Source organism: Corallococcus sp. bb12-1, from assembly GCF_026626765.1.
In the GTDB taxonomy this organism is placed as follows: Bacteria; Myxococcota; Myxococcia; order Myxococcales; family Myxococcaceae; genus Corallococcus; species Corallococcus terminator.
Map to the genome: position 1 here is coordinate 74503 of NZ_JAPNJZ010000018.1, position 13455 is coordinate 87957.

Here is a 13455-nt window from a genome sequence, read left to right on the forward strand (position 1 = left end):
CGCATGCGCCAGGGACATCGCCGCCAGGCACTCATCATCGCGGGCATCGTCGGGCTGCTGCTCGTGGCGTACTTCCTGCGCGGACACGGAGCTTCCTCGAACCCGGTGTCCCGTAGCACCACCGCTGCGGCGTCTTCGGGCAGCTTCGTCACCGGGCCGCGCGTCACTCCCGTGCCCGGCGCGAGCTTGCGCATCGTGGGGCTCGTGCGCGATGCCCGGGGCCCTGTCGCGGGGGTGAGCGTGTCAGCGTCGCGCGTGGAGATGGAGGAGACGCTGTCGGAGCGCTCCTGCCCTCCGTCCTACGAGTCCCCGAAGGTCCAGGCCCGACTGACGGATTGCTGGAACGCAGCCAACGAGGAACTGCTGGAACAGGTGAGCGCCCGGCAGGGAGAGGCGCGCATCCTCGCGGAGGCCACCACGGAGGAGGACGGCACCTTCATGCTCGACGGACTTCCGGAGGGCACCGTCACCCTCTGGGCCCTGGGACACGAGGGCGCGGCGAAGGTCCACGACGTGGCGACGGGAAGGCAGGACGTGGTGCTCGCCCTGGAGGATGGGCACGTCTTCGAGGGCATCGTCGTGCAGGACGTGCGCAACCGGGAGCCCATCGCGGGAGCCCAGGTGACCGTCTTCTCCCACGAGCACACGCGCTTCTTCGACGCGACCAGCGACGCCCGGGGCCGCTTCCGCATCGGGCCGCTTCCATCCGCCGAGTACGCACTCCTCGCCACGGCCGATGGCAGGAGCCCGCGCCTCCTCCGGGAAGCCAACCCGCTCGATTCCGAGTGGATCCTCCTGGGTCACCCTTCGCGCTACGCGGGCCAGGTGGTGTCCGCGCAGGGAAGTCCCGCGCCCGGGGTCCACGTCCGGATGCTGTCGCCCTTCAACGACCTGGCCACCTACGGCACCACCACGGACGCGCAGGGGCGCTTCGACTTCAGGGTGGCAGGGACCCATGTGAACAAGCTCTTCGCGCGGACGGCGGAGCAGGACGCCTTCGCCACCGTCGACACCGGCCCCCGGGAGGACCTGGTGCTCACGCTCGAACCGGGGGTCCTCCTCCAGGGCACCGTGCGCGACGACGCGGGGAGGCCCATCGAGGGAGCACGGCTCAGTGCGACGCCCATGCTCATGCTGGATGAAGAAAGCGCTTCCGAAGGCAGGCGGGCCGTTACCGACTCAAGCGGGCACTACCAACTGGGCCCCCTGCTCGCCGTGCGGACCCACGTGATGGCCCGGGCCGACCGCCATCTCATGGGGTCGTCCGTCCTCCACCTGCCCGACAAGGACACGGGGCCGCTCGACTTCACGCTCCCGCGCGCCATCTGCGTGGAGGGCGTCCTCGTCGATGAAGAAGGCCAGCCGCTCGCCCACAAGGAGCTCCGGCTTCGCCAGGGACCGATGACGGACCCTCAAGCGGGGGACGAACTGGCCGTGACCCGCACGGACGATGCCGGACGCTTCTCCCTGGATGCGGAGACGGGAGGCCCCGGGTGGATCGACGTCTACGACTCGGACTTCCTGCCCGAGCGGCTCGCGGTCACCATCCCCTCCCAGGAGGTGCGGATGGTGATGCACCGGGGCGCCAGCGTGTCCATCACCGTGCGCAACGCCGCGGGAGCCCCGCTGGACGACCTGGCGGTGACGCTGTGGAAGCGCGATGCGCGCAACTGGAGCGAACGCGCGGGAAGGACGGATGAACAGGGCCGGGTCACGCTCCGGGGCCTGAAGCCCGGCCCCTATGTGGTGGAGGCCGTGAACCCGACGCGCGACGTGGATCAGCGCACCTCGCGGCCGCTGGACATCATGGAGGGAGTGAACCCGGAGGTGGCGCTGCGGATGGAGGAGGGGCGCACGCTGCGGGGCGTCGTCGTGGACACCCGGGGCCAGCCGCTCGCCGGAGCCGCCATCCGCGCCCGTGTCCCGGACGGGGACACACCCCACTACCGCGCCCGCACCGGCGACGACTACGACCTGGAGGGCTTGGAGACGGATGAGCCCAGGGGCGTCCTCACCGACGATGAAGGCCGCTTCACGCTGCGGCACCTGAGCGGGCCCCGCCATGAGCTGTGGGTGGAGCTGGAGGACCACCGCGTCGAACCCTCGCGCTGTCAGGGCGTCACCTCGCCCCGGAAGAACGCGCTCCGGGTGGGAAGCGACGTGGACGAGGTCCGGCTGGTGCTGCGCCGCACACCGCACGTCCGGGGCAAGGTGGTCGCCGAAGGAGGCGAGGCGCTCCAGACGTTCGAGGTGAACGGTCATCACTCCCGGTGGCCTGACGGCAGGTTCGAGCTGACGGTGGAGGAGCAGGGTGCCTGGAGGCTGCGGGTGGAGGCCCCGGACTTCGCGCCGCTGGAGCGCACCCTCACCCTGGACGACACCGACGTGGACCTGGGCGTCCTCACGCTGACGCAGGGCAGGACGGTGCGGGTGCTGCTGCGCGACGCGGAGACGGGCGCGCCGTTCAACGGACGCCTGCACGCCGACTCGGGGTCGAAGGTCGCCGTGGCCGTCACGTACCGGATCCGCGCGGAAGGCGAGCTGGAAGGCCCGCCCTACCCGGACAAGCACAGGGTCGTGCCGGAGCTGGATGGAACCCTGCTGATGAAGCACCTGCCCGCCACGGCGTTCACGGTCGAACTGGAGGCGCCCACGTTCCTGCCCCTGCACAGGTCGGTGGGCGCGCAGGAGGAGACCTTCACGGCCTCGCTGGGCCGGGGCGCTCGGGTGTCGGGCCACGTCCGCGACGCACAGGGCCGCCCTGCCCACGCGAAGATCGTCTTCTGGGGCCCCGATGGGAACCGGGACGAGCGCTTTCCCCCGCCCGGCGACTTCAGCTTCCGCGCCGTGCCCCCCGGCATCTACACGGCGAGCGCCTATCCCGTCGAAGACTCCGACCCGCTCTTCTTCCCCAACCGGTCCGTGACCATTCCACCGACCGGCGAGGTCACCCTCACGTTCGACGCGGCGGGCGCAAGGGTCACGCTCGCGCTGCGGACGGTGGGGGACATCGACACCGTCCTCCTGATTCCAGGTCAGGTGCCCCTGCCCACGAGCGCGAAGGCCGCCGAGCGCCTGGAGATCCGCCAACATCCCTTCAAGAAATGGGAGGGACTGTCGTTGATCTACCGCGGTGTCCCCGCGGGCCACTACACGTTGCTTGGCCTGAACCGCGCGAAGGACCGGATCCACCGCGAGGAACTGGACGTGCCCGCCGAAGGCACGCCGTCCCATGACGTGCGCCCGGTGTGGAGTCCTCTTGCCCCCTGAGCGCCACGGACGTCCTGCCCGAAGCGACTGACGACGTGACAGGGCGGCGGCTATCCTGGCCACCGCATGCGCCAGGGACATCGCCGCCAGGCACTCATCATCGCGGGCATCGCCGGGCTGCTGCTCGTGACGTACTTCCTGCGCGGACACGGAGTTTCCTCAAACCCGGTGTCCCGCAGCGCCACCGCCGCGGCGTCTTCGGGCAGCTTCGTCACCGGGCCGCGCGTCACACCCGTGCCCGGCGCGGGCTTGCGCATCGCGGGGCTCGTGCGCGATGCCCGGGGCCCTGTCGCGGGGGTGAATGTGTCCGCGTCGCGCGTGGAGCCGGAGGAGACGCTGTCGGAGCGCTCCTGCCCTCCGTCCTACGAGTCCACGAAGGCGCGGGCCCGACTGACGGATTGCTGGACCGAAGCCTATGAGGAGCTGGTGGAGCAGGTGGGCGCCCGGCAGGGAGAGGCGCGAATCTTCGCGGAGACCACCACGGAGGAGGACGGCACCTTCGTGCTCGACGGACTGCCAGAGGGCACCGTCACCCTCTGGGCCCTGGGACACGAGGGCGCGGCGAAGGTCCACGACGTGGAGGCGGGAAGGCAGGACGTGGTGCTGGCCCTGGAGGACGGGCACGTCTTCGAGGGCATCGTCGTGGAGCGTGTGCGTGGATTGGAGCCGCCCATCGAGGGAGCCCAGGTGACCGTCTTCTCCCACGAGCACACGCGCTTCTTCGACGCGACCAGCGACGCCCGGGGCCGCTTCCGCATCGGGCCGCTTCCGTCGGCCACCTATGCGCTCCTCGCCACGGCCGACGGCAGGAGCCCGATCCTCCGCCAGGAAGCCAACCCGTTCGAATCCGAGTGGATCCTCCTGGAGCGCCCTTCGCGCTACGCGGGCCAGGTCGTGTCCGCACAGGGAAATCCCGCGCCCGGGGTCCACGTCCGGATGCTGTCGCCCTGGAACGGCTGGGTCCCCTCCCGCACGACCACGGACGCGCAGGGACACTTCGACTTCAAGGTGGCGGGCGCCCGTGAGCACACGCTCTTCGCGGAGACCGCGGCGAAGGACGCCTTCGCCACCGTCAAGACAGGCCCCCGGGAGGACGTGGTGCTCACGCTCGAACCGGTGGTGCTCCTCCAGGGCATCGTGCGCGACGACGTGGGGAGGCCCATCGAGGGAGCGCGGCTCAGTGTGACGCGCATCATGGAGGACGAGGGGCCTTCCGAGGGCGGTCAGACGGTCACCGACGCAAGCGGGCACTACCAACTGGGCGCCCTGCTCGCCGTACGCACCCACCTGATTGCCCAGGCCGACCGATATCTGGACGATCTGGTGATCATCCCATCGCTGGACACGGACACGGGGCCGGTCGACTTCACGCTCACTCGCGCCATCTCCGTGGAGGGCGTCCTTGTCGATGAAGAAGGCCAGCCGCTCGCCAACAAGATGCTCCGGCTCCGCCAGGGATCGTCGGCGGACCCTCAACAAGGGGCCGAACTGGCCGAGACCCGCACGGACGATGCCGGACGCTTCAGCCTGGATGCGCGGACGGGAGGACCCGGGTGGCTCGACGTCCAGGACCCGGACTTCCTGCCCGAACGGCTCGCGGTCACCATCCCCTCCCAGGAGGTGCGGATGGTGATGCGCCGGGGCGCCAGCGTGGCCGTCACCGTGCGCAACGCGGCGGGAGCCCCGCTGGACGACCTGGAGGTGACGCTGTGGAGGCGCGACGCACGCAATCGGATCGAATGCAGGCGCACGACGGATGAACAGGGCCGGGCCACGCTCCGGGGCCTGAAGCCCGGCCCCTATGTCGTGGAGGCCGTGAAGATGACGCGCGACGTGGATCAGCGCGCTTCGCGCGCGCTGGACATCGTGGAGGGAGAGAACCCGGAGGTGACCCTGCGGATGGAAGAGGGGCGCACACTGCGGGGCATCGTCGTGGACACCCGGGGCCAGCCGCTCGCCGGAGCCGCCATCCGCGCCCAGGTCCCGGACGGGGACACACCCCACTACCGCGCCAACACCACCGACGACTACGCCTACGCCCTGGATGGCTTGGAGACGAATGATCCCAAGGGCGTCCTCACCGACGACGAAGGCCGCTTCACGCTGCGGCACCTGAGCGAGCGCCGCTACGAGCTGTCGGTGCGCCTGGCGGACCACCGCGTCGAACCCTCGCGCTGCCAGGGCGTCACCTCGCCCCAGAAGGACACGCTCCGGGTGGGAAGCGACGTGGAGGAGGTCCGGTTGGTCCTGCGCCGCACGCCGCACGTCCGGGGCCGCGTGGTGGCGGAAGGAGGCGCGGCGCTCCCGTCCTTCGAGGTGAATGGTCGGCGTTTCCTGAAGCCCGACGGAAGCTTCGAGTTGGAGGCAGAGGAGGCCGGCGCGTGGAAGCTGCGGGTGGAGGCCCCGGACTTCGCGCCGCTGGAGCGCACCCTCACCCTGGACGATTCCGACGTGGACCTGGGCGTCCTCACGCTGACGCGTGGCAGGACGGTGCACGCGCTGCTGCGCGACGAGGAGACGGGCAAGCCGTTCACCGGACGCGTGCACGTCGACTCGGGGGCGATGCTCACCGTGCCCGTCAAGTACCGGATCCACGCGGATGGCGCGCAGGAAGGCCCGCCCTACCCGGAGAAGCACAGCGCCGTGCCGCGGCAGGATGGAACCCTGCTGCTGGAGCACCTGCCCACCACCGCGTTCACGCTTGAACTGGAGGCGTTCACGTTCCTGCCACTGCGCAGGACGGTGGGCGCGCAGGAGGAGACCTTCACGGCATTCCTGAGCCGGGGCGCGCGGGTGTCGGGTCACGTCCGGGATGCACGGGGAAACCCCGCGCACGCGACGCTTGTCTTCACGCGCTCCGATGGGATGCAGGATGAGCATCATCCCCCACCGGGTGACTTCAGCCTCCGCTCCGTGGCCCCGGGCCTCTACACGGTGAGCGCCCATGCGGACGAAGACGCCTCCGAAAGTTTCTTCCCCTCCAGGTCCGTGAGCATTCCGCCAAGCGGTGAAGTCACCCTCACGTTCAACGCCACGGAGGCTGGCGTCACCCTCACGCTGCGAACGACGGGGGACATCGAACCCCTCCTCCTGCTTCCAGGCCAGGTACCCAAGCCCACCAGCGCGAAGGACTTCGAGCGCCTGAGGCTCCTGCCACATCCCCACAGGCAATGGGACGGCCTGTCCTTGATCTACCGCCGCGTCCCCGCGGGCCACTACACGCTGCTCGGCGTGAACCGCGCGAAGGAGCTGATCCACCGGGAGGAATTGGACGTTCCAGCGGAAGGCTCGCCCTCCCACGACGTGCGCCCGGTGTGGAGTCCCCTCGCCCCCTGAGCGGCACGGAGGTCCTGTCCGGAGCCCCTGACGGCGTGACAGGAGGGCGGCTATCCTGGTGCGCATGGGGAAGCGAACACGGTCGCGCGCGGGGACCTGGGTGACGGTGGGCGTGCTGTCCGTCGTCGCGCTCCTCGCCGTCGTCTTCTGGGGCAGCAGGGCCTCCCGTTCCGTCCCTGCATCCACCCCGTCCACTCCGCCCACCGCCTCCGGGATGCCGGGCCCGCGCAGGCCGGTGATGACCACCGCGCCCCAGCCCGCGGGAAGCTCGCGCATCACCGGCCGCGTGCGCGATGCCCGGGGCTGGGTCGCGGGCGCGCGCGTCTCCGCGTCACGGCCGGAGCCCTGGAGGACCCTGTCGGAGCTGCCCTGCCCCACCACCGTGGAGGGACAGGAGAAGCTTCCCGTGGGGCTGCGGGACTGCGGCATCGAGTACCGGCGCATGCTGCTGGAACTCGTGGGTGCGCGGCTGGGCGAAGCCCCCGTGTTCGCGGAGGTGACGACGGACGCGGAGGGCCGCTTCGTGCTGGAGGGCCTGCCCGAGGGCAGCGTCACGCTCTGGGCCCTGGCGGAGACAGGCGCGGGGGTGCAGCCCCACGTCCCTGTCGGCCGGGAGGGCGTGGAGCTGCAAATGGAGGAGGGGCGCGTCGTGGAAGGCAACGTCACGGCCCTCGACGGGACGACGCCCATTGCCGACGCCCGGGTGACGGTCATCGACCGCGAGCACACGCGCTTCTTCAGCACCGTCGCGGATGCCCAGGGCACCTTCCAACTGGGCCCCCTGCCCCTGGGCCGCTACTCGGTCTCCATCTCCGCGGAGGGCTGGGCTCCGCGCTTCATCCAGGACCTGGATCAGGAGGGCCCGCTCGAACCCGTGACGCTCGCCCGCGCGTCCCGGCTCGCGGGCCGCGTGGTGGCCGTGGATGGAAGTCCCGCGGCGGGGCTCCTGGTCCTGCTCGATGGCGACACCGCGCTGGCGACGGAGCAGGTCACCACGACCGACGGGGCCGGCCGGTTCACCTTCGACGACGTGCCGGAGCTTCCGCATCAGCTCAACGTCGGCACGGTCCAACTGGGCGCGTTCGCCACGCTCACCGTGACACCGCCCGCGCAGGACGTGGTGCTCCAGCTCCAGCCCGGCGTGTACGTCGACGGCACCGTGAGCGACGACACCGGCCGGCCCATCGCGGGAGCGAAGGTGAGCACCTTCCGGGAGGATGGAGGTCCGGTGTCCGCGGAGGCCACCACCGTGACGAGCGCATCCGGGCGCTACCGGCTGGGGCCCGTGCGAGCCGGGCCCCATACCTTCAAGCTCGAAGCGGCCCACCACCTGGACATGGAGGTCGAGAACCAGTCTCTGGATCGAGGACAGGGCCCGCTGGACTTCACGCTCGACCGCGCTGCCTCCGCCGAAGGCACCGTCGTCGATGCGGAGGGGCAACCACTCGCGGGCATCTCCCTGGGACTTCACTACTGCGGCGACAGGGGCAGGGGCTGCCCTCCCGATGACGTCACGCTGACGGACGCGGACGGGCACTTCGTCCTGGACGCACCGCAAGCGGACTCCTATTGGATCATCGCCGAGGGCGACGCCTTCATTCCCAGTGCGCATCAGGTCCAGGCTCCCTCCACGTCCCTGCGACTGGTGATGAGCCGGGGCGCGTCGGTGTCGGGGCACGTCACGGATGCGCAGGGGTTGCCGGTGCGCCATGCCTCCATCCGACTGGTGCGGGAAGAAGAGGAGGCGGATGAAGGCGACGACACGGAAGGAGCGGGGACGCGCTACGGCGAGACGGAGGGCCCGGGCACCTTCCTCCTGCAGGGGCTCCGGCCCGGGCGCTACGTGCTGGAGGCGACCGTCTCCCGGGAGTGGATGAACGAGCGGGTGTCTCAGCCCATCGAACTCCAGGAGCGCGAGCAGTTGGACGTGCCCCTGCGCCTGGAAGAAGGCCGCACCCTCTCCGGGGTGGTGGTGGATGGCACGGGCCAGCCGCTCGCGGACGTCCTGATCTCCGCGAAGACGCCCGAGGACGACGACGCCTGGAACCAGTTCGACGAGGGTATCGGGAGCGTCCCGGCACTCGCCGGCATCCGCTCCGGTCCGGATGGCCGCTTCATCCTGCGCCACCTGACGGCCCCTCGCTACTCGCTGGACGCGTACCTGCAGGACCACATCTTTCGCGAGGAGCGCTCCCAGGGAGGCACCTTCGATGCGGAGGAACAGCGCTTCTGGGTGGAGGCCCAAGCAGAGCAGGTGCGGCTGGTGCTGGTGCGCTACGACCACCTGAAGGGCCGGCTCGTGGATCCGGACGGAAAGGCCATCACCACCTTCAGGGCGATAGGGGATTCGAACTTCCAGGCCATGGAGCCGGAGACCCAGGACGACGGCACCTTCACCATCCCCGTCACCGGCTCTGGCACCCATGCCCTCACGCTGAAGGCGCCCGGCTTCGCCCCCCTGCACCAGACCGCGACCTGGGAGGAAGGCGTGGACGTGGAGCTGGGCACGCTGACCCTCCCCCGGCCCTGGACGCTGCGGCTCCACCTGCGGGACGAGGAGACTGGAGCCCCGGTCACCCAGACGAAGGGCCTCTACGCGCAGCTCCAGGAGCCCGTCATGGGAGGAACCGTCCGCTTCAGGGCCGTGCCCGAACAGCCCGTCTTCCGCGACGGGGTCCACGAGCTGCCGACCCTGCCGCCGCTGCCGTTCACCCTGGACCTGTCCGTCGAGGGCTTCCTGCCCATCAGCATCGAGGTGCGCACCCAGGAGCCGCTCACGGTGTCCCTGAATCCTGCGGCGAGGGTGCGGCTGTCGGCACGGGATGCGAACGGAAAGCCCGTGCCCGCGCACTTCTTCCTGGCGCCCCAGGACCGACGCCACCAGTCCTACGAAGCCACGGCGCCCGCGGGGACAGCGCAGCTGCGTGGGGTGGTGGCGGGAGAATACCTGCTGAGAACGCGCAAGCTCGGCGGACACAGCGGGAGCACCTTCCCAGCCCGAACGGTGCGGATCCCCGAGCGGGGAGAGGTGGACCTCACCGCCGAGGCCAGCGTGGCGCAGCCCTAGCGGAAGCACTGCGTCCGGTCCCGTTGAGACGGCGCTGGCCGCTCGCGGGTATCCTCCTGGAGGCAACAGCACGACGGGAGGGCGTTGATGCGCAAGGCGAACCGCGGGTGGCTGCCGGGCATCGGGGGCATCATCGGAGTGCTGCTGCTGCTCGCGCTGCTGTACGGCTCGCGCGAGGCCGTGAACCCGACCGCCCCCGCTTCCCCCTCCGCCGGAAGGTCGTCCACCGGACCCCGCGCCACGAAGCAGGCGGTGCGCGTGCTCGCCGGAAGCCCGCGCATCACCGGCACCGTGAGCAACGAGCACGGTCCCGTGGCGGGCGTGCGCGTGTCCGCGTCGCGCGCCGAGCCGGGAGAGACGCTGTCGGAGCTGCCCTGCCCCACCGATGCCACGGAGTCCTCCGGCCCTCGCGAGCGTCCCCTCCAGTGGATGGACTGCGGCCCCCGGTTCATCGGGGAGATCCAGGCGCGGGTCGCCGCCCGTGAAGGGGAAGCGCGCGTGCTCGCGGAGACGACCAGCGCGCAGGACGGAAGCTTCGTGCTCGACGGGCTCACCGAGGGCGTCGTCACGCTCTGGGCCCTGGGGGAAGCGGGCGCGGCGAAGCAGCCCGACGTCGCCACGGGAAGTCAGGACGTGGCGTTGCGCCTCGAAGAGGGCGTGGTGTTCACGGGCGTCGTCCAGGAGATGGGCGACGAGGGCCCCATCGCCGGGGCCCGCGTCACCGTGTTCTCCCGGGAGCACACGCGCTTCTTCGATGCGCGCACCGACGCCAGCGGCCACTTCCTCGTGGGCCCCCTGCCCGCGACGAACTACGCCGTCCTCATCACCGCGGAGGGCTGGACCTCCCTCTTCTTCACGAGGGCCCACGCGCTCAAGTTCCAGCCCCTGTGGCTCGAACGACCCGTGCGCGTCACGGGCCGGGTGGTGTCCGCCCAGGGTGCTCCCGCCGCTGGGGTCGACGTGATGTTGACCACGTCCCTGCTGGACACCGAGCAGCGGTTCACCACGACGGACGCCGCGGGACGCTTCACCTTCGAATCCGCGCATGCGCCTCCGCACGCGCTCTTCGCCCAGACGCCGTCGCGCGATGCCTTCGCCATCTTCCGGTCCAAGGCGAATGACCCTCCGGTGGAGCCGGAGCTCCGACTGGAGCCCGCGGTGTTCCTGCAAGGCACCGTGCGGGACGACGCGGGGCAGGCCATCGTGGACGCTCGCGTGGCGGCACGCTCCAACGTCGAGGGAGCGATTGCCTCCGGGGAAGCGTTCGCCCTGACCGACGCGGAGGGACACTACCGACTGGGCCCCCTGATGACCGGCTCCCACAGGCTGGGCGTCCAGGCGGCGCACCACCTGGACCTTCCCAGCGATGAGCAGTCCATCGACGCGCGAACTGAACCGCTCGACTTCACGCTGACGCGCGCCGTGTCCGTGGAGGGAATCCTCGTCGACACCGAGGGCCAGCCGCTGCCCGGCCGGACCGTGTCGCTGCGCAGGGGAACGGGTTTTCGCTGGGACCACGGCCGGGCGGAAGAGAGCGTCACCACGAACGAGGCCGGAGGCTTCGTGGTGGATGCCAGGCGCGAGGGTGAAGGAGCGCTCTTCCTCGAAGAGGACGACCTCGTCACCGAGCGGCTCGAGGTGCGCATTCCCTCCCGCGACGTCCGGTTCGTCGTGCGTCGGGGCGGAGAGGTGTTCGGCATCCTCCTGAGCGCGAAGGGCGTGCCCATGGAGGGCACCCGGGTGACTCTCTGGAGCACCGGGAAGCTCGACATCGACAACCGCACCGACCTCACGGATGGGCACGGACGGTTCACGCTGCGGGGCATTCCCTCCGGCCACTTCACGGTGGAAGCCTCCTTCCAGACCGACGCGCTGGAGGTCATCGCGACGCAGCCGGTGGAGGTCGTGGAGGGACAGCGCGTGGACGTCACCCTGCGCTTCCCGGAAGGACGGACGGTCTCCGGCATCGCCGTGGACCCCGCGGGCCGCCCCCTGGAAGGGGCCATGGTCCGAGCCTCCATTCCCTCCGAGGACACCCCGGACTGGCAACAGGGGCGCGGGTTCTGCGGGAACGGACAGCCGGAGGGCGTTCGCACGAACAAGGAGGGCCGCTTCGTCCTCAAGAACCTGAGCGCGCCCCGGTACGAGCTGTTCGTGTGGCTTGAGGGCCACGACTTCGATCCGGTCCACTCCCAGGGAGGAACAGCCGTGAAGCGGAGGTGGAGGATTGGGGAGGAGGCCCAGGACCTGCGCCTCATCCTCAAGCGAAGCCCTGTCCTCCGGGGCCGGGTCGTCGACGAAGGGGGCCAGCCTGTCACGGCCTTCTCGGTGAACGGCAGCGAGTTCACGTCCAAGGACGGCACCTTCGAACAGCCCCCGAGGCCGGACGGGGGGAGGCTCGTGGTGCGCGCCCTGGACTTCGCGCCCCTGGAGCGAACCCTCACGCTCCCGGACGACGGCGACCTGGACGTGGGAGTCCTCACGCTGTCACGCGGCAGGACGGTGCGGGGCGTGCTGCACGATGCCCGGACGGGGGCCCTGTTCACCGGCCGCGGCGCCGCGTCACCCCCATCGCGGGTCCGCGTCGGGATCCAGCAAGCCGACGCCCCACGGGCCCTGGCGCTTCAGCAGGTGGTGCCAGCCCCGGACGGGACGCTCGTGTTGAAGCACCTGCCCGCCACCGCCCTCACGCTCCATCTGGAGGTGGACGGCTACCTGCCGCTCCAGCGGACGCTGGCGGCGGAAGAGCAGACCTTCAAGGACGTGCTGGACCCTGGCGCCTCGGTGGAGCTCCAGGTGCGAGACACCCGGGGCCAGCCCCTTGCTTCGACCGTCGTCTTGCTGGAAGCGGATGGGACGTCGCACGTCCACGAAGCGCCCCAGGGGAGGGTGCGGGTGCAGGCCCTGCCCCCAGGCCTCTACTGGATGCAGGCCAAGCCGGTCGACGAGGACAGCGAGGAGCGCTTTCGTCCCCAGCCCCTGCGGATCCCAGCGAGCGGTCCGGTGGCGGTCACGCTCGAAGCCTTGAAGGAAGGCAGCACCCTCCACCTGAACATGGCGGACGACATCGACTTCGCCCTGCTCATTCCGGGCCCGGTGCCCTTCCCGGAGTCCCTCCAGTCCATGGACTGGCTGCAGAAGCAGTCCCATCCCATGAAGTGGAAGGACGGACCGCCGAAGGTCGCGACGTTCCAACATCTCCCAGGGGGCCGCTACACCCTCTTCGCCATGAGCAGGAACGGCAACCAACTCCACCGCGAGGAGTTGGAGGTCCCCGCCGTGGGTGAGCACTCCCGCGACGTGCGCGCGGTGTGGCGTCCCCTCGGGCCCTGAGGCAAGCGGCCCGACGTGCACCTGGCTCAGGGGAAGAACGCGCTCCGGTCACACGTCAGGCTGCCACCGCGCGGTAGAGCAGGTCCCGGTAGACGATGCTGTTGCTGATGGGGGACGCGCTCGTCACCGTGGCCACGGTGACGCCGCCGCGCACCGCCCGGAAGCGCGGCGTGCCTTCGCGCAGCGGGATGCGGAAGGACTGGATGCCCGCGCCCACGTCCTTGCGTTGCACCGTGCCGGCCACCTCGATTTCGAGCGTCGCGGGCGCGGTGAGGAAGGCCAGCAGTTCAATCTCATTCGCGGGCGAGGCCCCGTTCTTCACCTGGTAGACCTCGCGCTGCTTCGTCAGATCCGGAGACGCGGTCGTCGCCTGGGTCCGGTGGAAGTAGTCCTGTACGTGTCGCGGCCTGAAGCCCACCGCTCTGCTTTTCCGTCCCAACGCCACGGGC

General features: G+C 70.6%; 5 protein-coding genes. 4 read left to right on the forward strand and 1 reads right to left on the reverse strand.

The genetic code is table 11. The annotated features are described in order from the left end of the window. Positions 1-3 precede the first annotated feature (3 nt). The 4 genes from OV208_RS21075 to OV208_RS21090 all read left to right on the forward strand — a co-directional run bounded on the left by OV208_RS21075 (position 4) and on the right by OV208_RS21090 (position 13006). Entirely contained in the window at positions 4-3270 is a 3267-nt protein-coding gene (locus OV208_RS21075) for a carboxypeptidase-like regulatory domain-containing protein (protein ID WP_267575670.1), read from the forward strand. Positions 3271-3336: 66 nt separating this feature from the next. Further along, a complete protein-coding gene (locus OV208_RS21080) occupies positions 3337-6606 on the forward strand; it encodes a hypothetical protein (protein WP_267575671.1) in 3270 nt (1089 codons plus the stop codon). Positions 6607-6670: 64 nt separating this feature from the next. Then, positions 6671-9673 carry a carboxypeptidase-like regulatory domain-containing protein gene (locus OV208_RS21085; RefSeq protein WP_267575672.1) on the forward strand — a complete coding sequence of 1001 codons (3003 nt, stop codon included), beginning with the start codon at positions 6671-6673 and terminating at the stop codon, positions 9671-9673. An 87-nt stretch (positions 9674-9760) separates the two neighbouring features. Then, on the forward strand, positions 9761-13006 hold the full coding sequence (locus tag OV208_RS21090) for an MSCRAMM family protein (protein WP_267575673.1): 3246 nt from the start codon (positions 9761-9763) through the stop codon (positions 13004-13006). A 55-nt stretch (positions 13007-13061) separates the two neighbouring features. Here OV208_RS21090 and OV208_RS21095 read toward each other — a convergent pair whose 3' ends face one another. Further along, complete coding sequence (locus tag OV208_RS21095; RefSeq protein ID WP_267575674.1) at positions 13062-13424, reverse strand: hypothetical protein; 363 nt, start codon at positions 13422-13424, stop codon at positions 13062-13064. Positions 13425-13455 lie beyond the last annotated feature (31 nt).